Below are 23,332 nucleotides of genomic sequence, written 5' to 3' on the forward strand. Positions count from 1 at the left end.
AAATTAAATTTTAGCTCGGCTCAACGGCATGGTCATACATCTTGGACCGCCTAAGCCTCTACTCAGTTCTGAAGAAGGAATATCGAGCACTTCCACCCCCATATCCCGCAATGCCCTGTTGGTATGTTTGTTTCTTCTATAGGAAATTACTTTTCTAGGACCGATCGCAAAAACATTAGCACCATCAAACCATTGTTCGCGCAAAGCAATATCTTTATTGCCGTTGCCTCCCAGATGAATCACTTCCAAATACGGAATTTCCTTCTCTAAAACAGTCAGCAGCGACTCTTTCAGTACAGTTCTCTTAATGTGCACCTGATCTCCATCATTGCTTTTCAGGGTGTAAAGAGAGGTTTGTAAAACAGACTCCAAAGCATCAGGATAGGTCAAAACCAAATTCTCATCCAATACTGTGAACACTGTATCCAAATGCATAAAATTTCTTTGCTTGGGCATATGCACTTCATAAACCCGTTCCACAGTTCCCTCTGCCAGCAAGGCCTTGGCCACATGGTAGATGGCTTTCTCATCTGTTCGCTCAGAATTACCGATAGCTACTGCTTTTTCTGAAAGCACTATCACATCACCTCCTTCTATACAAGCAGGGTTGTTGTGCCCATCTACCGGGTAAATTTTATTTACACTGCCTTTAAAATCCGGATGGTTTTCAAATATTGCCCTGATAACGTTGGCTTCTCTTTGTCGACCTTCCATCTTCATACTTGAAAAAATCATTCCCCCTGGAGTGAGGGCGGCAGGATCTCGTTGAAAATACAAATTGGGACAAGGTGGAATAATAAAAGCATAATCCATAAGATCCACCAAGGGTAGCTTACTAATCTTTTTTTTAAGTTCATGTACCTTGATTCCTGCAATTAGTGCAGTAGCGCATTCTGAGGTAGACAACCTCCCCAAAATACTTTCCGTGAAATGGGACAGCCTAGAAAATGAAAGCGCCTCTTCCATCATTTTAAAAAGTATTTTGTCATCTGCCATGGTTTCCATCAAAAGCTCATGAAGACTTAAAACCTTAGCACCTGTGGTCTGTTTGATGATATTGGTAAAGTAATCATGCTCCACCTGCATGGCCTCTAAATAAGGAACATCCTCAAAAAGCAACAACTCTTTATTATAAGGTGTAAGACGATCTATTTCCTTTCCAGGACGATGCATTAGCACTGTCTTAAGTGTTCCAAATTCAGAGTTAATTCTCAGGTCAATCATATTTTTACTTACCTAAATTTATTTCATATTTAACAACAATGTACAATAAATACTACCAATTACGAAACAAATTACACCTATCATTATCATTGACATAAAAAAAGGGTTGTACTGTCCGGTACAACCCTTTTTTTATAATGTATTTTCAATGAACCACAAAATCACAACTCACTGACAAGAAGCCTAATACAAATGTTAAGCCAACCAACTGGCTACTTCATCCTTGCTAGGATTCTTTGCGTCCAGCTTAAGCTTTTTCCTCCTTCCACAAACATCATTAAAGAGCTTATTGGCATCTTGCTCCTTTAATTGCTCGATGGTATGAATATTCAAATCCCTAATGGCAGGCACCAAGGCAGGATCAACACCCAAAGCTATAAAGTCCTCATCGGTAGCAATTTTCACTTTTTTCTCTGGTCTCATTTGAGGAAAGAAAAGCACCTCCTGGATAGTAGAATTGTCCGTCAAAAGCATCGTTAACCTATCTATTCCTATTCCAAGTCCAGAAGTTGGAGGCATTCCATATTCCAAAGCTCTTAAGAAATCTTCGTCCATGGCCATTGCTTCATCATCCCCTCTTTCTGCCAACTTCAATTGGTCCTCAAAACGTTCACGCTGATCAATTGGGTCATTCAGCTCTGTATAGGCATTGGCTATTTCCTTACCATTCACAAACAGCTCAAAACGCTCCACCAAACCTTTCTCCGTTCTGTGCTTTTTGGCCAAAGGTGTCATTTCGATTGGGTAATCGGTAATGTAAGTTGGTTGAACTAAATTGGCTTCTACTTTTTCACCAAAAATCTCATCAATCAACTTGCCCTTACCCATGGTCTCATCCACTTCAATACCAAAGTCAGCACATACACCTCTCAACTCTGCCTCATTCATTTTACTCACATCGACACCTGCATATTCCATGATGGAATCAAACATGGTCAATCTTCTGTAAGGACCAGCAAAATCAATTTCTTTATCCCCTACTTTAACTTTAGAAGTGCCGTGGACAGAAACAGTAACCTTTTCCAATAGGTCTTCCACCATTTCCATCATCCAGATATAGTCCTTATAGGCCACATAAATTTCCATAGAAGTAAACTCTGGATTATGAGTCCGATCCATTCCTTCATTTCGGAACATTTTCCCAAACTCATACACTCCATCAAAGCCTCCTACGATCAATCTTTTTAGATAAAGCTCATTGGCGATACGCAGATAAAGTGGCATGTCCAATGAATTATGGTGAGTACCAAATGGCCTGGCAGCAGCACCACCATGAACAGCCTGTAAGATTGGAGTCTCTACTTCCAACCAACCATGATCATCAAAATACCTTCTCATGTTTGAGATGATTCTTGACCTGGTAATGAAGACATTTTTCACTTCTGGATTAACAGTAAGATCAACATATCGCTGTCTATACCTTAATTCCGGATCAGTAAATCCATCAAACACATTTCCTTCTTCATCTCTTTTCACTACAGGAAGTGGCTTCACGGACTTTGCCAAAACCGTCAATTCAGTAACATGAAGCGAAATTTCTCCAGTTTGTGTCGTGAAAATATATCCCTTAACACCAATATAGTCACCTATTCCAAGCAACTTTTTGAAAACTGTATTATAGAGCGTCTTATCCTCTCCCGGACAAATATCATCCCTCCTTACATATATCTGCAATCTACCTGAGGAATCCTGGATTTCACCAAAAGAGGCAGACCCCATGATCCTTCTACTCATCAAACGTCCAGCTATAGAAACATCCTTATAGTCCGTTTTATGGTTTTCATAGTTCTTATGGATGTCTTCCGAAGTGACATTGATAGGAAACTGAACAGCAGGATAAGGATCTATCCCCAGTTTCATCAAGGCTTCCCTGTCTTTTCTTCGCTCTATCTCTTGTTCGCTCAGTAATTGCATGTGCTTAGATATATTTATTTATTTTTTGATAGCTGCTCTTCGTGCTATCTCATTTTTAATCAACTCAAACTCCCTACTGCTTTGACCAGCCACACTGGTATTTTCCGCAGCCCTTCTATACAAATAAGGCATCACAGACTCCACAGGCCCATAAGGCACGTATTTCGCTACATTATAGCCTGCAAAGGCCAAATTGTAAGAAATGTTATCACTCATCCCATAAAGTTGAGCAAAAAACACTCTCTTATCCTCTGGTTTCAAACCATGAAGGTTCATCAATTCAGTAAGGATAATATTACTCAGTTCGTTGTGCGAGCCACTGACCAGATAAATACGGTCTTTGTTCTCAATACTGAACTTCAGAGCTGCATTATAATCTTTATCAGAATCCTCTTTTGTATCCTGAATAGGGCTTTGATAACCCATATCTTCCGCTCTATCTCTTTCCTTTTCCATATATGCTCCTCTCACCAACTTGGCACCAACATGATAACCTTTGATTTCAGCTTCTTGATGGGCCGCCTTCAACAAACCTAGCATATCTTTTCGGTACATTTGATAGGTATTGTAAACAATGGCTTTTTCCTTATTATACTTCTCCATTGCTTCATAAGCCAGATCGTCAATTACATCCTGGAACCAGCTTTCCTCTCCATCTATCATAATGCGCACATCGTGCTCATAAGCCGATTTGCACAATGCATCCACACGATCTTTCAGCCTCTCAAAAGCCTCTTGTTCTTTGGCATTGAGCTTTTGACCAGCTTGTACCTTTGTCATGATCTTGTAGCTTCCCAGACCTGTAACTTTAAATACAGTAAAAGGAATCTCCGTTGCTCCGGCTGATCTTTCAATGGTTCGAAGGATCTCATCGCGGGTAAAATCATAACTTTTTTCTGTTCCCTTCCCCTCAACGGAATAATCCAATATGGTACCAATACCATACTGTTTTAATTCCCCAATGGACTTGGAGCAGTCTTCAATGCTCTCTCCTCCACAAAAGTGGCCGAACATGGTTTTCTTCATGATCCCTTTTATTGGCAATTTCAATTTAAAAGCTACATCAGCCAGACCAGTGCCCAACTTTACAGCCAGATTACTATCCATCACCGCAAAAATGAGATACATTTTTTTCAACTCTACATCCGTCCTGGATGCAAAGGCAATCTCTGTATTCTCAAAAGAAATATTGGGTTTTGTATTCATCGTTTTGAATCAAGGTGCAAATATATAAAAAAACGTCTTCAGACGCTGTTTTTAATCCTTATTTATATTGGACAAGAAGCCTGCCAAGCTCAATGATCGACAAGCCACCAACTCTCTAATTTCCACTGAGTAATCTCAGTCCGCGAATGTAATATTGAATCAGAGAATTTTATGCATATTTTTCCGAAAAAAAACGTACAAAATTTGTTTCTGCATTTTTGAAAAAAACACCTTTTCTCACCAAATAAAATACCGTAAATAAGCACCACACTTTCTTATTATATCACTCTGAACAGAACCCAATTAAGAAATATTGAATTCACAAAAAAATAATTTAGTTTTTATTGTTTTTTAAATTTCCACCCCCTAATTTTGAAGCCATGATTAAACAAGCAGCTACATATTTTATCTTTTTCTTTTTTTACTTTCGTCCTCAAGGCCGAATCGGAGCTGCTTATTGTCTGGATAAAAAATAAAATTCATACATAAACTTAAAAAGCCCGATTCGAAAGAGTCGGGCTTTTTTATTTCAATCAAACAACAAAATGAAAGATCACTTAAAAACGTCAGAATGGGGCTTGGGCCTAAAAGGCCACACTATCATCGCAGGACCTTGTAGTGCTGAGACTCCAGAGCAGGTAGAAAAAGTTTGCCTAGAAATGAAAAAGGAAAATATCATTCCTTCAATTTTCCGTGCTGGAATCTGGAAACCAAGAACTAGACCAGGAAGCTTCGAAGGCATTGGTGAAGACGGACTTAAATGGATGGAGATTGTTAGACATCATCTAAATATCCCTATCACTACTGAAGTTGGTAACACTGCTCACGTTGAATTGGCCTTAAAACACAAAGTTGATGTGCTTTGGATCGGTGCCAGAACAACTGTCAACCCTTTTGCTGTTCAGGAAATTGCTGAAGCACTAAGAGGAACGGACATCCCTGTAATGGTCAAAAACCCAATGAACCCTGACCTTCAATTGTGGATCGGAGCACTCGAAAGACTTCACGCTGTGGGAATCGACAAGCTTGCAGCCATTCACAGAGGTTTCAGTGATGCATATGATAAGCGATTCAGAAACAAACCTAACTGGTCCATGCCTATCCACCTTAAGAGAGAATGGAAAGGAATGGAAGTGATCAATGACCCAAGTCACATTGTAGGGAAAAGAGATGGTATCCTAGAAGTTTCTCAACGAGCCATCAACTTTGGCTTGGATGGCTTGATGATTGAAACCCACCATGATCCTGATAATGCATGGAGTGATGCCAAGCAGCAAGTTACACCTGCTCAACTAAAAGATATTCTTTCTAAAATTGATTTCAAAAGCACTTTGGGTGCCGAAAAACCAAGCGAAAGACTTAGCGACCTAAGAACAGCTGTTGACCATTTGGACGACCAGTTAATCGATCTTTTGGTTGAAAGATTCTCTGTTATTGACCAAATCGGTTCGCACAAGAGAGAGCACAAATTGACGGTATTTCAGTCTGACAGATGGAAACAAGTGATGGACTCCAGAACTGACAAAGGTGTGGCGAAAGGACTAAGCGAAAAATTCATGAAAGAGTTGCTTTTCACTATTCATGAGGAGTCTGTAAAAAGACAAGAAAAACAGCTTAGATCAGGCGACACCGTAAAAAAAGATGCCTAAGTAATTTATATTTGTAAATAAATAAAATCCCTTGGAATCAATCATTTTCTCATCGCAAATAGCAACCGATTTGGAAAGGTATCTTAAAAGCAAGAGCTTTTCCAAATTAGGTCTTATAGCAGATAGCAATACCTATCAAGCTTGTTATCCATTAGTTCAGGAAACACTTCCTCCCCACGAACATTTTCAGTTTGAAGCAGGAGAGATCAATAAAAACCTGGACACCTGCAAGGACATTTGGCAATGGATGACAGATTGCGGATTTGACAGAAAATCACTGATCATCAATCTAGGAGGTGGAGTTACTGGAGATATGGGTGGATTTTGTGCCAGCACCTACAAGCGTGGCGTAAAATTCATCAATATCCCCACCTCTCTCCTTTCACAAGTAGATGCCAGTGTGGGCGGTAAGCTTGGCATTGATTTCAACGGGTTCAAAAACCACATTGGAGTATTCAATGAACCGGAAACTGTAATTATCTCTGATGCTTTTTTGAAGACTTTACCCCTGCCAGAACTTAGATCTGGTTACGCGGAAGTCATTAAACATGGCCTGATCAAAAACGAGAATTACTTCAGAAGTCTAAAGCTACATCATTGGGAAACCCAAGTTTGGAAGGACATTATTGAAAAATCGGTTTACATCAAAAAAGATGTGGTCAGCAAAGACCCAAAAGAAGAAGGACTAAGAAAAATCCTCAACTTTGGCCACACTGTTGGTCATGCGGTGGAATCCTTTTATCTTGATACTGAGAGGCACCTCCTCCACGGGGAAGCAATTGCTATTGGAATGATTGCTGAAGCCTATTTATCCCATCAGCATATCAGACTTCCCAAAGATGAACTTGATACCATCACCGAAACCCTTTTGGGAATATTTGGTAAAGTTGAAATCCCTACAGAAGACCTAGATGCCATTGCTCAATTGTGCTTCCAAGACAAGAAAAATGATGGAAAAACCATCAATTGTTCTCTCTTGAAAAAAATCGGAGAGTGCGATTATAATATTGCCGTTAGCCTTGATGACATCATTGAATCCCTAAATTTTTACAACGCTCAACATCCATGAACAATATAACATTAGCACCTAAACCCAGTTTTGGTGAGGTCACTATCCCATTGCCTTCCTCAAAAAGCGAAAGTAACAGGGTATTGATCATTGATGCGCTTACAGAGGGAGAAAACGACATCTCCAATTTGGCAGAAGCAAGGGATACCCAAACCATGATCAGACTTCTTCGAGAAGATCCAGAGATTCTGGATGTCTTGGACGCTGGTACCACCATGCGCTTTTTGACCGCTTATGCTGCTTTGTCAAACAGAAAAAAAACTCTAACAGGCACTCCTAGAATGTGTGAAAGGCCAATTGGCATTTTGGTGGACGCTCTCAGAAGTATTGGCGCTAAAATCAATTACAAAGGAAAAGAGGGATACCCTCCAATGGAAACCCAAGGTTTTTCTGAGCAACTCACCGATCATGTCAAAATCCGTGGAGACGTAAGCAGTCAGTATATTTCTGCTTTATTGATGAACGCTCCCCTACTTCCCAAAGGGTTAACGTTGGAGCTAACCGGGAAAATTGGATCGAGAACTTATATTGAAATGACACTGGAGCTGATGAAACAGTTTGGCATCCAATATACTTTCCAAGATAATATCATTAATGTACCTCACCAGTCTTATAAAAACACAGCCTTTGCAGTGGAAAGTGATTGGTCAGGAGCCAGCTATTGGTTCAGCCTCTTGGCCTGTGCTGAAAAAGGTTCATTGTTCCTTAAAGGTCTCAAAAAAGACAGCCTTCAAGGAGACTCAAAAGTTGTAGACATCATGGATAAATTGGGAGTTCAAAGTGAATTCACCAATAAAGGAATACAGCTTACAAAAAAGCCGGTTACCGGTCTTCAGGAGTTTGACTTTACACATTGCCCAGACCTGGCCCAAACAGTTGCGGTGACCTGTGCTCTCATTGGTCAAAAAAGTAAATTCACAGGACTGGAAAGCCTAAGAATCAAAGAGACGGACAGGATTTATGCCCTTCAGCAAGAGCTGGCCAAATTCAATGCCCAATTGGTGGAAGAAGAAAACGAAGTGTTTACGCTTATTCCATCCACAGGTATTCCTGAAACAGTAACCATTCACACTTATGATGACCACAGGATGGCCATGGCATTTATGCCTTTAGCCACCAAAACGAAAGTCATCATTGAAGACAAAGAAGTAGTCAACAAATCCTATCCGAGCTTTTGGAAACATTGCGAACTGGTGGGCATTTTGTAAATACTTAAAAGCTGTCTATCAAATGTGGACAGCTTTTATTTTCTCTACAGGAACCATTTTAGTGAAAAGTCAATCAATTGATATTGATATTTTGCATGGACTGATCTAATTTCACTGGACAATTCTAACACTTGACCTAACCTCCACAAAATTGAAATCTCCACAACAACGAGTAGCCATTCAAGGCATCAAAGGCTCCTACCACTATCAAGTAGCTCTAAATAAATTTGGTTCTGAAATCAATGTCGTAGAATGCCTGAGCTTTTCCGAATTGGTGCGAAAAATCATCAATGAGGAAGCTGATATTGGGGTATTGGCCTTGGAAAACTCCATTGCTGGAGCCATCCTCCCCAATTATGATTTGATGGACAGAAACAACCTCAGCATCATTGGGGAATTTTATCTTCCCATCGCCCACCAACTGATGGCATTGAAGGGTCAAAGCATTGAAGACATCAAAGAAGTACGCTCCCACCCAATGGCTTTATTGCAATGCAAAGCTTTCTTTGAACATTATCCCCACATCAAATTGATTGAGGATCTTGACACTGCTGCGGTAGCCAAAACCATTAGTGATAAAAAACTAAAAGGCGTCGGCGCAATAGCCGGAAAATCAGCTGCTGAATTCTACCAATTGGACATTCTGGCTTCTGACATACAGACGATCAAAAATAACTTTACGAGGTTTTGTATTGTCCAAAAGGAAAACAAGGCTCGTGAAAAAGACTCTTTCGACAAAGCCTCAATCAAATTGATCATTAAAAATGAACCTGGAAGCCTAGCCAAAGTATTGACCACAATGAGTGAGCACAACCTTGACCTCTCCAAAATCCAGTCACTTCCTGTTATAGATGAGCCTTGGAATTATGCTTTTTTCATTGACATGATATTCAACAATGTCAACGACTATCATGAAACAATCGAGATCCTCACCAATAGAGGCCATAAAATCAAAGTTTTGGGAGAGTATAAAAACACTAAATAACCTACTATGATCAAGCCTGCTGAAAGACTAAACCAAGTTAAAGAATATTATTTTTCTAAAAAGCTCCGGGAAGTTGCCAAACTAAAGGCAGAAGGTCACCCAATTATCAATATGGGAATTGGCAGCCCAGACTTGCCCCCCCACCCAAGTGTAATTGAGGCATTAAATAGCACTAGCCAAATGGAAACTTCCCATGGCTATCAAAGCTACCAAGGCAGCCCTGCACTCCGGGAGTCCATTGCTGCTTTTTATCAAAAATATTATAACACCTCTTTATCTCCTGTGGATGAAATACTTCCCATGATGGGATCCAAGGAAGCCATCATGCATATTTCTATGGCTTACTTAAACCCGGGTGATAAGGTCTTGATCCCAAATCCTGGTTATCCGACATATTCTTCTGTCACTGAATTAGTAGGCGCTAGAGCTATTTATTACGATTTAAAGGGTGAGAGTCGTTGGCTCCCTGACTTTGATCAGTTAAATAAACTGGCAGAGGAAGGAATCAAACTGATGTGGGTCAACTACCCCCATATGCCCACTGGGGCGACGGCTGATATTGAAACCTTAATGAAACTAGTAGATTTTGCTAAAGACAACCAAATCCTATTGGTCAATGACAACCCTTACAGCTTTATCCTCACAGAAAAACCAATTAGCATCCTTTCCATAGAAGGAGCTAGAGAGATTGCTTTGGAGCTTAATTCCCTGAGCAAAACTTTCAATATGCCCGGTTGGCGCGTAGGAATGCTCTGCGGCCAAGCCAATTACCTTAAGGAAGTGTTAAAAGTAAAAAGCAACATGGACTCAGGCATGTTTTTGGGCATTCAAGCAGGAGCTATTGCCGCCCTAAATTTGGAAAGTAGCTGGTTTGACCAAATGGACAGTATTTATCAAAAACGCAGAGAACTTGTCTGGAAATTAGCTGAAAGAGTAGGTGCTATTTGCGAAAAAGAAAGTGCAGGCATGTTTGTTTGGGCCAAATTAGCTGATAAAACCGACCCAATGGCCTTGGTGGACAAACTGCTTTATGAAAACCATATCTTCATTACTCCAGGTGATATTTTTGGGAGTAATGGCCATGGTTACATTAGATTTTCCTTGTGTGTGCCTGAGGACACCATACAGGAGGCTTTGGATCGAATAAATGCATCTTGGAACAAATAGCCTGTAAAACCAAAACAATATGGAGCTAAGAAAAATACACATTATTGGATTAGGACTTTTAGGTGGCTCATTTGCTTTAGGGATTAAAAAAGCCTTTCCATCCGTTAAAATCAGCGGAACAGACAGAAACCCTACACACCTGGATGAAGCGATTTCCTTGGGAATTATTGATAAAAAATCTGACAATCCCCCGCAGGACACGGACATAATCATCATCGCAACACCGGTACATACCATCAGTGCTCTCCTTCAAAAAACCCTGGATGAAATCCAACCTGAGACTTTAGTCATGGATTTTGGCTCAACCAAAGAGGAAATTTGCAAAGCGATTAGCCAACACCCCAAAAGACAAAACTACTTGGCTGCTCATCCAATTGCTGGAACGGAATACTCTGGACCTGCAGCCGCTCTTCCGGACTTGCTTCTCAACAAGATCATGATTTTGTGTGAGCTTGAAAAAACTGACCTTAACCTGAAAGCCAAAGCCTACGAAGCTTTTGAAGCGCTTAACATGAAAATCAGGTTTATGGAACCTCACGACCATGACAATCAACTGGCCTTTGTTTCACATCTTTCCCACATCAGCTCTTTTATGCTGGGCAAAACAGTTTTGGACAAGATGGAAAATGACAAAAACATTTTCAATATGGCTGGAAGTGGCTTCGCGTCCACTGTTCGATTGGCAAAAAGCTCCCCCGATATGTGGACACCGATCATGCAGGAGAACAAAACAAATATTCTAGAAGCCCTAAACGGCTACATAAAAAACCTGATCGATTTCCGTGATAATTTAGTCAATGATGAATACGAAGAGCTTTTCGATAAAATGAAAAACACCAATCAAATTGGAAACATACTGGATTTGAAAAAATAATGGATGACTCTTAGATTGATTTGAAATACTCTGGAGCCTGTAACAGCCTTGTTCCGTACCAAGAAAACATTTCTCCATCCACCAGTTTCACTCTTGCCCTTGGTATAGCTTTCTTAAAAAAGTCCATGTGTTTTTCCTTAAAAGGAAAAGGTTCGGAGCTTAGTAAAACATAATCAGGATCTAGTAAAATGATCTCTTCCAATGAAATAGAAGGATAACGTTCTTCTTCAATTAGGTTTTTAAAACCCGCTTTCCTCATCATATTGTTGATAAACGTATTCTTCCCTGCCACCATAATAGGCTCTTGCCAAATCAAATACACCGCTGTGCCTCTTTGAGGGAAAGTCTGCTTAAACTTTTCAGCTAAAGATTTGGCGATATTGTAAGCTTCCTGTTCTTTTCCTGTTATCAGCCCGACTTCTCTTATCATTTCTAAAGCATCCTCGAGTTTGAAAACATCACTCATCCAAACCGGATAATCTTTAGCCAATCTCTCAATTCCTTCTTTGTAATTCTCTTCTTTATTCCCAATAATCAAATCTGGACGAAGTTCTTTAATTACATCAAAACGAAACTGCTTAGTACCACCTATTATCGTTTTCTCTTTCTTTATGCGAGAAGGATGAACACAAAACTTAGTCACTCCTACCTGCCTATCTTCCAGCCCAAGATCCAATAAAAGCTCCGTTTGAGATGGCACCAATGAAACAATCCTTTTTGGGATTTTCTCTATCCAAACTTTCCTATCCATTTGATCCCTATAATACATGCTGCTAAATTTTCTTCAATCCACTAAAAACGGAGCTATTGTAGTAATAGCAAAAAAATCCCCGAAAATTTCGGGGATTTTTTCACCTATTAAACCGTATAAAGAAAGTTCTACTGTTTCACTTAATCAAATAAGCTTCTTTTAAAATTCTATTGGAGAGTTGACAAATTGGAATTCCTCAACCCCTATTCAATAATCTTAGGGTTTATACCTGAAAGGTCTTGATCTTATCAAAATTATAAAAAGTTTTTGAAATTAAAAACTTTCATTATCTTTTTAAAATAAATATAAAAACTTATGATTAATGTTTGTTTATGTGTAACGTCCACTTTCTCGATTTAGCAGCCTAAAAATTAAGCATGGCTATTATTTAAATTTTATGGCAAGCCATGAGTTTAGACTCTACACATAGTTCATTATCAATCAACACATTAATTGCTCAACTAGATATACAGAAAATAGGATTTTACTTTATTAAATAAATGGGACCAAAAAACGCCCACAGCTCTCCACCTTAAAACTGAGGAAAAGTTTGTATTTGTCGATAAGAATTTGTGCTTTCCACATACTCTAGACATATATGCTGGACTCCATTGCTAATCGCCATAAACCGAGCATTGATGGTTTTGTTATAGACACAAACTTGTTCCACCACTTTCTGATCCAGTTTCACTTCAGGAGCTTTACATTCCACCAATAAAAAAGGTAGACCTTCCCTATCGAGCACCAAAATATCAAAACGTTTGCTCAGTCGATTGTACTTCAGCCCTCTTTCCAATGCAAAAAGACTCTTGGGGTATTTCTTGTACTCTACCAAATAATAGATAAGATGCTGCCTAACCCATTCTTCAGGAGTCAAAACCAAAAACTTCTTTCTTAAAGCATCGAAAATACTTAATTTCCCATTTTCAGTCGTAATCTTAAAATCTGTAGTTGGCAAGTTAAGTGGCGCCTCTAGAAAAGGAAAGTCTGCTGCTGTCATGCTACAAATATCCAAGCTTAATACTTTAAATAAAACTAAGCACTAGAAAAATGAAATCGACTCAACTAAAATATCTATTAAGCGCACTTCTTCTCTCCTTCTTCTCTTGCCAAGAAAAAGAAACCGTAGATCTAATCGTGCACAATGGAATCGTGTACACTGTAGACCGTAGTTTCTCCCAGACGGAAGCTTTTGCTATTACGGACGGTAAATTTATTGCCATTGGTTCCAATGATGAAATTTTAAACTCATTCAATGCACCAGAAATCATCGACCTAAAAGGCAAATTTGTTTATCCAGGGCTAATAGACGCTCACTCTCATTTTTACAGATATGGCCTTAGCCTGAAAGTAGCCGACCTCACTGGAATTGATTCTTTCGAAAAAATAATCGAGGCTGTTAAGTCCCACAGAGAGCAACACCCCAACCAAGCATGGGTTCTCGGTAGAGGATGGGACCAAAATCTGTGGGAGGAAAAAGTTTTCCCAAACAAAAAACTTCTGGATGAAGCTTTTCCAAACACCCCAGTTTTGCTTACAAGGATCGATGGTCATGCTGCTGTTGCCAACCAAAAAGCCTTAGAGATGGGAGGTATCACCAGCAACACCAATGTTAGTGGAGGAAAAATCGTTTTGGAAGAAGGTGAAGTCTCCGGTGTTTTGGTAGACAATGCAATAGATCTAGTATCTTCCAAAATCCCTCCAGTTAGCAATAATCAAGCAAGAGAAGCTCTTCTTGAAGCCCAGAAAAATTGCTTTGAAGTAGGATTAACGACCGTCGTAGACGCTGGACTGGACAAAGAAACCATTGAATTGATGGAAGCCATGCAAAAGGAAGGCAGTTTAAAAATGAGAATTTATGCCATGATCACCCCTTCCGAAAGCAATCTGGAATATTACTTTGATAAGGGTCCGTTCCAAAACGAGTCATTGACCGTCAGAAGCTTCAAGGTCTATGGTGACGGGGCTTTAGGTAGCAGAGGAGCAAGCCTACTCGCCCCTTACCATGATGCCCCAGAAGAAATTGGCTTTTTACTCGATACCCAAGAAAACTTCCTTAAACTTGCCGAGCAGTTCGACGAACACGGGTTCCAGATGAATACACATTGCATCGGTGATTCGGCTAATAGGGTTTTATTGAACATTTATGCGAAAGTACTCAAAGGAGAAAATGACAAAAGGTGGAGAATAGAGCACGCCCAAGTAGTCAATCCTTTAGATATCGAGAAATTTTCCACATACAATATCATTCCATCTGTACAACCGACCCACGCTACCTCAGACATGTACTGGGCCGAAGACAGGCTTGGCCCTGAAAGGATCAAACATGCTTATATTTTCAAAGATTTGATGAATCAGAATGATATGGTCGCATTGGGAAGTGACTTTCCAGTAGAGAGCATAAACCCTTTACTCGGATTTCATGCTGCTATAGCCAGAAAGGACGCCAATAATTGGCCCGAAGAAGGCTTCCAATCCGAGAATAAACTGAATAGGGAACAAGCTTTGAAAGGGATGACAGTTTGGGCTGCTTATGCTAATTTTGAAGAAAACTTAAAGGGAAGCATCGAAAAAGGTAAGCTGGCTGACTTCGTTATTACTGAAAGAGACATCATGACCGCTCCTGAAGAAAACCTGCGAGATATCAAAATAAGCTCCACTTATTTGGGAGGTGAGAAAGTTTACTAAAAGCTTAAATAAGGCTTAAGTCTATTGACCCATTCCTCGGAAAATATTTTAATGGACAAAATATCTTCTAGAGATTGGTATTTCCCATGCTGCTCCCGGTATGCCACAAGAACCTTGGCTTCCCCGTATTTTATGTAGGGATGGGCGGAAAGCTCTTTTGCGCTAGCTATATTTATATCCAATTTGTGTGAGATGGAAGGCTCAAAGGTGAAATAATCAAAAACCCGCTTAGCCACTTCTTCATCAAGACCATAAACCTCCATTATCTGCTCTGGGTAATATAGACCTCCTAGACTTTCCCTGAATTTAACAATCCTGCCAGCAAGCTTCTCTCCAATCCCGGGTACAATTTGCAATACCGAAGAATCTGCCTCAGCAAAGCTTATCTTGTTTATTACAGGCTTTTTTGTCGGAGCCTTTCTCCACCGATTGGTATCTTTTTGCTCTTTGGAAGGTGCAGAAACTAAAGTAAAGGAGTTTTTCTTCACCAAGCTGTCTTCCTCCTGTATTTCCATATCCGCCAACAATAAACTATCCGCCAAGGCTAAATAGGTTTTATAGTCAGCCTCCAATTTTTGACGTTGATAGGCTTCCCAAATGACAGGCAAAAAAGCCATAAATAAGATGAAAGGAACCACTAACACAAACCCCTTGGCTTCCCGTTGGCTAAAACCAAAGTAACTCTTCAAAAAGTAAAAAAATGATCTTTTCATAACAACCGAGCTTAAACAATCCGAAACAAATCAGTATCAAACAATTACTCTCAATAGATTTCATCTATCACTCATAAATTAATCATATTGGAATTAATTTCAAATATTTAGCATTATTGCAGTGAAATAGAACAGAAAGAAAGCCTTGAATTATTTAGACAGATTTTAAATTACCAACAGCAATTGCGAAATAATTCATTTCGTGCGCTTTCTGTGATAAATTTGTAGTCTAAAATTACTGATAATGCAGCATAAGTTTAAAGCCATTAGTCTTTCCTATAAAAATGCCCCTGTAGAAATCAGGGAAATTATAGCGCTGGACGACAAGGCTATTCACTCACTTCTTGTAAAATTAAAGGAATTCTTCAATGTTAAGGATACTTTAATTTTATCAACCTGCAACAGGACAGAAGTGTACTATGCGCATGAGCTTGACTTAAGTGTTGAGATCATCAAGCTTATCGGAACTGAAAAGGGGCTTCATAATGTCGTTTCTTATCTTGAGTATTTTGATATTATCCAGGATGACAAAGAAGCTATCCAACACCTTTTCAAAGTCTCTATGGGCTTGGAAGCCCAGGTAGTTGGTGACATGCAAATCTCTAATCAAGTCAAAAGAGCCTATCAGGCAGCCTCTGACATGGAAATGGCCGGACCTTTCCTTCACAGGCTGATGCATACCATCTTTTTCACCAACAAAAGAGTCGTTCAGGAAACGGCTTTCAGGGATGGAGCAGCCTCTGTTTCCTATGCGGCTGTAGAACTAATTGAAGAACTTACTTCCAATACTATCAATCCACGAATTCTTTTGGTAGGATTGGGCGAAATTGGAGAAGATGTGGCCAAGAACATGGTTTACATCCCAAATGCCGAAGTAACCCTAACCAATAGAACCCATGAAAAAGCGGTTCGTATGGGCGCTGAACTTGGCCATAATGTCATTCCATTTGAAGAAGTTTATGATGCCATGGACAAAGCAGATGTAGTCGTATCTTCCATTGCAGCATCAGACCCTTTTATCACTAAAGAGCTGACCAAAAAGTTCAACATACAAAGCTATAAATTGTTTGTTGACTTATCTGTACCAAGAAGCATAGAAACTACCGTGGAAGATGTTCCCGGAGTTCTTCTCTATAACGTGGACAACATCCAAAGCAAAGCCACCGAAGCTTTGGAAAGAAGGCTTGCATCAGTGCCACAAGTAGAAGGAATCATTGAAGAAAGCATTGAGGAATTTTACGATTGGAAAAAAGAAATGATGGTATCCCCTACCATCAACAAACTGAAGAATGCCTTGGAGCAAATCAGAAAAGAGGAGCTGGAGCGCTATTTAAAAAATGCCAGTGAACAGGAATACGCTGTAATAGATAAGATCACCAAGAGCATGATGCAGAAGATCATCAAAGTTCCGGTAGTACAACTCCGAGCTGCCTGCAAAAAAGACCAAGCTGAAGGAATGATCGATATCATATCGGACCTTTTTGATCTGGAAAAGGAAAACACCAAGCACGCATAAATAATATTTATTTTACCAAAATGCTTTTCAAACCTGCTTAAGCAATGCTTTTAGTAGTATTTTTTACTTAGCCTGTTTTTGTTTTTTACATTTTTTGAAAAACACCAACATTCCTCTTACTTTAGAGTCCAAATTTAAACTGCATCTTTTCAATGACAAGTAATTTAAAGAAGTGGATCATCACAATATCCATGTCACTGATTGCTTTTAGCGTCTGCCAAGCCCAGGTATATGAGGTCTATGACACCCAACTTAATCTGGTACAAAAAATCAACAATGATCACATCTTCTTATTGAGTGAATCCATCCGTGTAAGTGATAAAGATCAAAAGTTAAAGCTACTCAATAATAATTACGAACCTTTTCTTGACCTAGAAGGATCAGAAATATATCAATACCTAAGTCCTTGGATACTGGTAAAAGGCAATGACAAATATGGCGCCTACCATGAATATGGCGAGCAAATCTTGAAGCCAGAGTATGATCATATTGACACGCATTATAACCAGCTATTAGGAAGAAAGGGAACCACCTATTTCCACTATGATATCGGGACCAAGGTGCTGAAGCCGATTGGATCTTTTGAGTCAGCCTATATTGCTCAAAATGGACAGGTTATTGCAAAAACTCCTGCGGGATATATGCTGCCTCTATCGGATAACCCCAACCAAATTTATCAAGACCTTCAACCAGTTTCAGACGGGGCTATTATCTCCCATGAGCCAAGTGGTTATGGCCTGATCAATCGGAAAGGCGATTACATTTTAGACCCAATTCTTGATACCTTAAAGTACTTGGAAGGCGATTTTTTTTATGGTTATAATGAAAACCAGTACATGCTACTAAAAGCGACAGAGGATGATGCAGACATCAGGTACAGCAGTTACCATAAAATCACATTGGAAAATGATGTAATCCTTGAGTACATTCATGGAAGACTGCGAAGGATAATGAAGAATGATGGAATTCTTCTGGATATCATGGGTATGGATCATGTAACCCGGATCGACAAAGACCACTATAATGTTTACTTCAAAAACGGCAGGGTTGGTCTTTTGGATAGCAAAGGTGTATGGAGAGTAGTGCCGTGCGACAGTGTCACTTCGATACTTCCTGGGCAAGAAGAGCTTTACGGTGCCTTAAAAGAGAGGCATTTTGGCTTTGTAAATAGAGCTGGAAAATTGGTTATCCCTAACAAGTTCGAAGCTGTCAATAAGTTCTCAGAGGGCTTAGCTGGTGTAAAGTTGGGGAACCTTTGGGGCTACACTGACAGGAATGGAACAACGGTCATTTCGCCACAATACGATGAAGTAGGAGAATTCCATCGCGGTATCTCTATTGTAAAAAAGGATGGTCGGGCAAACCTGGTAGATAAAAGCGGCAAGGAACTGCTGTCCCAATATTATGAGCAGATTTCCCTCTCAGATGACCAATATTATATCACTGAACAAGAAGGCCTCTATGGCATTATAGATCCATTGGGAAAAGAAATAACCGCACCAATTTTTGAATCTCTCCGCAGGGAAGGATATGATAAAATAATAGTTCAAAAAAATAATAAGTTCGGTATCCTTAATGAATCAGGAGAACTTTCTTTACCAGTTTATTATCAAAATATACTGATCGATAATGGAACTCAAAAAATACTGGCAGAAGACATTTATACTCCTCCTGTTTTAGATGAAGCCAAAGGAGGAAGAAAGAAAAAGAAGAAAAGTAAATGAGTACAAAAAGTAAAGGGCAAGGTTAGTTTAACCTTGCCCTTTACTTTTTTATTTCCTAGAGTAGCATTATTTGTCTCCTTTGGATTTGTTATCTCCTTTTTTACCTTCATCGGGCTTCGCAATGGAATCCCGCATTTCTGTATCGGACTTAATGTTTTCCATTTTATAATAGTCCATAATCCCGAGATTTCCAGAACGGAAAGCCTCAGAAATTGCTTTAGGCACTTCGGCCTCTGCTTCTACCACCTTAGCTCTCATCTCCACATTACGCGCTTTCATTTCTTGTTCCAAAGCCACAGCCATCGCCCTTCTTTCTTCCGCCTTAGCCTCAGCAACCTTTAAATCCGCAGAAGCTTGGTCAATCTGCAGTTTGGCTCCAATATTGGTACCTACATCAATGTCCGCAATATCAATGGACAATATCTCAAATGCAGTTCCCGCATCCAAGCCTCTTTCCAGTACCAACTTAGAAATCTTATCAGGATTTTCCAACACACTCTTGTGGGTTTTGGCAGAACCAATAGAGGTTACAATCCCTTCCCCTACCCTTGCCAAAATGGTATCTTCTCCAGAGCCACCAACCAACTGAGCGATATTGGCCCTCACTGTTACCCTTGCCTTGGCGATCAGCTGGATACCATCGGCAGCCACAGCGGCTACACTTGGTGTATTGATCACCTTAGGGTTAACGGAAATCTGAACCGCTTCAAACACATCTCTACCTGCCAAGTCTATTGCTGTAGCTTGCTTAAAAGACAAGTTAATATTGGCCTTATCTGCCGAAATCAATGCCCGGATCACATTTGGGACATTCCCTCCTGCCAGATAATGTGTTTCCAATTCATTGGTGGTCAAATTCAAACCAGCTTTGGTGGCAGTAATCAGTGAATTGACGATAATACTTGGTGGAACTTTTCGAATTCGCATCCCAATCAGCTCCCCAATGCCTACTTTGACATTGGCAAAAATCGCAGTGATCCACAGGTTGACAGGGACAAAATAAAGAAAGATAAATAGCAATATCAGCCCACCAAAGGCTGCAATTAAAATTATTGCCGAATTAGACATTTCCATAGTTTATTGTTTAATGATAATTCTGTTGTTTTCAAGTTGTTGAATTTCTACTTCTTGACCTGATGAGATAAAACCAGTGTTAGACTTCACCTCATAAATCTTGTCTCCAAATTCAGCTTTACCGTAAGGTTTAATATCAGAAAGTGTCCTTCCTCTTTGCCCCACTTCCAGGCCTACCAAGCGGTCATCGTATGTCCTTCCACTGATCGTATCCTTAAGGGAAAATCGCTTCCACAAACCAGACTTAAAACCATAAAAAATCACCAGGACATTAGCCAAAACAGCCCCTCCAAGCACATACATTGCTATCTGAAAGTCATAATGCTGAAAACTGTAGTAAACACCAAGCCCGCTAAAGATCACTCCTAAGACACCTACCAACGTAGTTCCTGGCACGAAAATCACCTCTAGCATTACCAGAAGAAGACCGATCAGCAGCAGCCCTATTATAATAGCCCAAGTCATAAAAATTTTAATTGATTAGCTGAAAATAGAGAGTTTTTCTGGGATTATAAAACGAAACTAAAAGTTTGGCCTTTACACCTCATTACGCTTTCTTTCCCTTAAAAAACTAAACCGCATCAAACGAGCCTCCTATGGTTTATAACCACTGCCAGCTAGTTGATGCGGTTTGCATGAACAGAAAAAATTATCAGTATGCCTTAGCAAAAAGCACCCTTCCCTTTGAAGGTTTTCCAGAAAGCACACAAGCCCCTTCTTCTTTTACTTGATCCAGTGGGATGCACCTGATTGTAGCCTTGGTCAGTTCTTTGATCTTATCTTCCGTTTCAGAAGTACCATCCCAATGCGCGGACACAAATCCACCTTTCTCTTCAATGACTTCCTGGAATTCTTCCCAGCTATTCACTTCGGTCGTATTCTCTTCTCTGAATTGAAGTGCCTTTTGATAAATGTTCTCCTGGATCTCATCAAGCTTTCCAGAAATATATTGATCTATTTCAACCTCATTCAAGTTGATCATTTCTTTCGTCAAAGTATCCCTTCTAGCTACTTCCACAGTATTGTTGGCCAAATCTCTCGGACCTAGAGCAATCCTCAAAGGAACTCCTTTGAGTTCATATTCAGCAAACTTCCAGCCTGGCTTTTGTGTATCTCTATGGTCAAATTTCACAGATATCCCCAAAGGCTTGAGCTTATCCATGATTTCATGAGCCTTCTCTTCTATTGCTTGCAGCTCTTCTTCACTCCTAAAAATCGGAACAATCACCACTTGAATTGGCGCCAGTTTTGGAGGCAGCACCAAGCCGTTATCATCAGAATGCGCCATAATCAATGCCCCCATCAGACGGGTACTTACACCCCAAGAAGTCCCCCAAACCAGATCAAGCCCTCCTTCTTTGGTTGCAAACTTCACATCGAAAGCTTTGGCAAAATTTTGACCGAGAAAATGGGAAGTCCCAGCTTGTAAAGCCTTTCCATCCTGCATCATTGCCTCAATACAATAAGTCTCCTCTGCTCCTGCAAAACGCTCATTCTCTGTTTTTACTCCTTTCACTACTGGCACACCCATGAACTCTTCCGCAAACTGTGCATAGACATTCATCATTTGCACGGTCTCCTCAACAGCCTCTTCTCTTGTGGCGTGAGCCGTGTGACCTTCTTGCCACAGAAATTCAGCTGTCCTTAAGAAAAGCCTTGTTCTCATTTCCCATCTGACCACATTTGCCCATTGATTTACTTTTAAAGGCAAATCCCTATAAGATTGAATCCAGTTTTTATACGTGCTCCAGATAACCGTTTCAGAAGTTGGGCGTACAATCAATTCTTCCTCCAATTTCGCTTCCGGATCCACAATTACCGATTTTCCATCTTCAGAATTCTTTAATCGGTAATGGGTCACCACTGCACACTCCTTGGCAAAACCCTCTACATGGCTTGCCTCTTTGGATAAATAGGACTTGGGAATAAATAAAGGAAAGTAGGCATTGCTATGCCCTGTATCCTTAAACATCTGATCGAGCTGCTGCTGCATTTTTTCCCAGATAGAATAGCCATATGGCTTAATAACCATACAGCCTCTTACTGCCGAATTCTCTGCAAGGTCAGCCTTTTTTACTAGTTCGTTGTACCACAGTGAGTAGTCCTCACTTCTCTTGGGCAGTCCTTTGCTCATGAGTATAATTTGTTGTTTTGAAAAAACTCTTTAACTTTCGCTTCCATTTTGGGAAGCAAATATAATTTAAAAAATTATAACCCTCCTCCGAAGTGCACGTATATAGTGTTACGAGTTGTAAACTAAATAACTATGAGAAAATTTACATCATACCGATATCTTGGTTTCCTTGCTGCTTTAGGCCTTGTATCATGCAGCAGTAGCTATAGTGCTATGCAAGGAGAGTCGGATGACTTATATTTTATGGCATCAGATGATGCGGTGGTTATGTCCAATGCCGTAACCAACAACACACCTGAAAACTTTACCGATTATGCTGCTGTAAATGCGGCTAGTCAATATGATCAAGAAAGTTTTTCAGCAAAAAATGTTAATCCGGAATATATCGCCAAGTATCAGGTTCAAAATGATACTGTAGCTGATGAAATTGTTTACTTTGATGATGCCGCCGTGCAAAGCACTGAAGGAGATGGTGACGTTAATGTATACAATAATTTTTATGGTTACAACGACCCTAATGGTAACAACAGATCGTCGTGGAATTTCAGTCCTTCTTTTGCCTTTATGTACCCGGGGGCTTTCGGATTCTATCCTTCTTTTGGCTATGGAGGTTTCTACGACCCATTCTGGCCAGGATATGGATTCAGACCTGGTTTCAATATGTCCATTGGATTTGGAATAGGTTTTGGAGGCTGGGGTTACAGACCATATTATAGCCCATTTTACGATCCTTTCTGGGGGCCTAGTTATGCTTACAGTGGATATTATGGAGGTTACTATGGTGGGTATTACGGCAGACCTGTAATCATCAATAACATATATACTGGTGAAGGAAGACAAATCGTAAGGGCTGCCAGATCCAGAAGAGGCAGTTCAGTAGCAACTAACTATACAAGAAGAAGTGTTGCTACAAACCCAGGTACTTCACGTACTGCAGCCCGTCAAAGTGCTGTAAGTAGAGTTGATAATTCTAGAAGAAGTAATACTGACTTCAGTAGATCTGAAAATGATTATTTCAGTGGAAGAAGTAGAGTAGCTTCTGCTTCTCCAAGTAGAAGAAGCACCAACTCAGCAGTAATGACTCGGCCTAGCAGCTCTACAAGATCCAGAAGCGCTTATGCTCCTACATCTAGCAGTAGCCAAAGAAATGTGACTACAAGATCTGCAAATAGCTCAAGATCTAGTTATTCTACACCATCACGAAGTTCTTCTCCATCTTATAATAGAAGCAGCAGTTCTTCAAGTAGAAGCACATATTCTACACCATCAAGAAGTTCAAATAGCACATATACACCTTCCAGAAGTAGTAGCGGAAGCAGCAGTAGAAGCGTTGGTAGTTCATCGCCATCCAGGAGCTCAGGAGGCACTACCAGAAGTTCTGGAGGATCAAGAAGAGGGGGAAATTAATCCCCCTTTTTTTACCACTTTTTTATCTC

General features: G+C 40.1%; 19 protein-coding genes. 10 read left to right on the top strand and 9 right to left on the bottom strand.

Annotation, left to right across the window (positions count from 1 at the left end; genetic code table 11):
* Positions 1-3: 3 nt before the first annotated feature.
* The 3 genes from JL001_RS00565 to JL001_RS00575 all read right to left on the bottom strand — a co-directional run bounded on the left by JL001_RS00565 (position 4) and on the right by JL001_RS00575 (position 4,344).
* Entirely contained in the window at positions 4-1,221 is a 1,218-nt protein-coding gene (locus JL001_RS00565) for an arginine deiminase family protein (RefSeq protein ID WP_200980264.1), read from the bottom strand.
* A gap of 198 nt (positions 1,222-1,419) precedes the next feature.
* Entirely contained in the window at positions 1,420-3,138 is a 1,719-nt protein-coding gene (gene lysS / locus JL001_RS00570) for a lysine--tRNA ligase (RefSeq protein WP_200974224.1), read from the bottom strand.
* 18 nt (positions 3,139-3,156) lie between these two features.
* Positions 3,157-4,344, bottom strand: coding sequence for a proline dehydrogenase family protein (locus JL001_RS00575; protein WP_200974225.1), 1,188 nt, complete (start codon positions 4,342-4,344; stop codon positions 3,157-3,159).
* A gap of 545 nt (positions 4,345-4,889) precedes the next feature.
* Here JL001_RS00575 and JL001_RS00580 point away from each other — a divergent pair.
* The 6 genes from JL001_RS00580 (at position 4,890) to JL001_RS00605 (ending at position 11,296) form a co-directional block, all read left to right on the top strand.
* On the top strand, positions 4,890-5,993 hold the full coding sequence (locus JL001_RS00580; RefSeq protein WP_200974226.1) for a chorismate mutase: 1,104 nt from the start codon (positions 4,890-4,892) through the stop codon (positions 5,991-5,993).
* Between the two features lie 31 nt (positions 5,994-6,024).
* Positions 6,025-7,062 carry a 3-dehydroquinate synthase gene (aroB, locus tag JL001_RS00585; protein ID WP_200974227.1) on the top strand — a complete coding sequence of 346 codons (1,038 nt, stop codon included), beginning with the start codon at positions 6,025-6,027 and terminating at the stop codon, positions 7,060-7,062.
* Complete coding sequence (locus JL001_RS00590) at positions 7,059-8,270, top strand: 3-phosphoshikimate 1-carboxyvinyltransferase (RefSeq protein WP_200974228.1); 1,212 nt, start codon at positions 7,059-7,061, stop codon at positions 8,268-8,270. Before aroB ends, JL001_RS00590 begins: the two co-directional genes overlap by 4 nt.
* Positions 8,271-8,421: 151 nt before the next feature.
* Positions 8,422-9,255 (top strand): prephenate dehydratase, encoded by an 834-nt coding sequence (locus JL001_RS00595; RefSeq protein WP_200974229.1) that lies wholly within the window; start codon positions 8,422-8,424, stop codon positions 9,253-9,255.
* Positions 9,256-9,261: 6 nt separating this feature from the next.
* On the top strand, positions 9,262-10,422 hold the full coding sequence (locus JL001_RS00600) for a pyridoxal phosphate-dependent aminotransferase (RefSeq protein ID WP_200974230.1): 1,161 nt from the start codon (positions 9,262-9,264) through the stop codon (positions 10,420-10,422).
* Positions 10,423-10,441: 19 nt separating this feature from the next.
* Entirely contained in the window at positions 10,442-11,296 is an 855-nt protein-coding gene (locus tag JL001_RS00605) for a prephenate dehydrogenase (RefSeq protein WP_200974231.1), read from the top strand.
* Positions 11,297-11,306: 10 nt separating this feature from the next.
* Here the strand turns inward: JL001_RS00605 and JL001_RS00610 are convergent, their stop codons facing one another.
* Both JL001_RS00610 and JL001_RS00615 read right to left on the bottom strand, forming a co-directional pair.
* Positions 11,307-12,065: an ABC transporter substrate-binding protein gene (locus tag JL001_RS00610; RefSeq protein ID WP_200974232.1), complete on the bottom strand. Its 759-nt coding sequence runs from the start codon at positions 12,063-12,065 to the stop codon at positions 11,307-11,309.
* Positions 12,066-12,579: 514 nt separating this feature from the next.
* Complete coding sequence (locus JL001_RS00615; protein WP_200974233.1) at positions 12,580-13,047, bottom strand: type I restriction enzyme HsdR N-terminal domain-containing protein; 468 nt, start codon at positions 13,045-13,047, stop codon at positions 12,580-12,582.
* A gap of 50 nt (positions 13,048-13,097) precedes the next feature.
* Between JL001_RS00615 and JL001_RS00620 the strand changes: the two genes are divergently transcribed.
* The gene (locus JL001_RS00620; RefSeq protein WP_200974234.1) at positions 13,098-14,735 is read left to right on the top strand and encodes an amidohydrolase; all 1,638 of its coding nucleotides are present in this window, start codon (positions 13,098-13,100) and stop codon (positions 14,733-14,735) included.
* Here the strand turns inward: JL001_RS00620 and JL001_RS00625 are convergent.
* Complete coding sequence (locus JL001_RS00625; protein ID WP_200974235.1) at positions 14,732-15,448, bottom strand: ComEA family DNA-binding protein; 717 nt, start codon at positions 15,446-15,448, stop codon at positions 14,732-14,734. The genes JL001_RS00620 and JL001_RS00625 overlap by 4 nt on opposite strands.
* 244 nt (positions 15,449-15,692) lie before the next feature.
* On the opposite strand from JL001_RS00625, the gene hemA reads away from it, so the two are divergent.
* Complete coding sequence (gene hemA, locus JL001_RS00630; RefSeq protein ID WP_192011243.1) at positions 15,693-16,964, top strand: glutamyl-tRNA reductase; 1,272 nt, start codon at positions 15,693-15,695, stop codon at positions 16,962-16,964.
* A gap of 152 nt (positions 16,965-17,116) precedes the next feature.
* Entirely contained in the window at positions 17,117-18,688 is a 1,572-nt protein-coding gene (locus JL001_RS00635) for a WG repeat-containing protein (RefSeq protein WP_200974236.1), read from the top strand.
* 66 nt (positions 18,689-18,754) lie between these two features.
* Here JL001_RS00635 and floA read toward each other — a convergent pair whose 3' ends face one another.
* The 3 genes from floA to proS all read right to left on the bottom strand — a co-directional run bounded on the left by floA (position 18,755) and on the right by proS (position 21,896).
* Entirely contained in the window at positions 18,755-19,762 is a 1,008-nt protein-coding gene (gene floA / locus JL001_RS00640) for a flotillin-like protein FloA (RefSeq protein ID WP_200974237.1), read from the bottom strand.
* Positions 19,763-19,765: 3 nt separating this feature from the next.
* Complete coding sequence (locus JL001_RS00645; RefSeq protein WP_200974238.1) at positions 19,766-20,227, bottom strand: NfeD family protein; 462 nt, start codon at positions 20,225-20,227, stop codon at positions 19,766-19,768.
* A gap of 187 nt (positions 20,228-20,414) precedes the next feature.
* A complete protein-coding gene (proS, locus tag JL001_RS00650) occupies positions 20,415-21,896 on the bottom strand; it encodes a proline--tRNA ligase (protein WP_200974239.1) in 1,482 nt (493 codons plus the stop codon).
* Between the two features lie 132 nt (positions 21,897-22,028).
* On the opposite strand from proS, the gene JL001_RS00655 reads away from it, so the two are divergent.
* On the top strand, positions 22,029-23,303 hold the full coding sequence (locus tag JL001_RS00655; protein ID WP_200974240.1) for a hypothetical protein: 1,275 nt from the start codon (positions 22,029-22,031) through the stop codon (positions 23,301-23,303).
* Positions 23,304-23,332: the final 29 nt, after the last annotated feature.

It is taken from the genome of Echinicola sp. 20G, from assembly GCF_015533855.1.
Classification (GTDB): Bacteria; Bacteroidota; Bacteroidia; order Cytophagales; family Cyclobacteriaceae; genus Echinicola.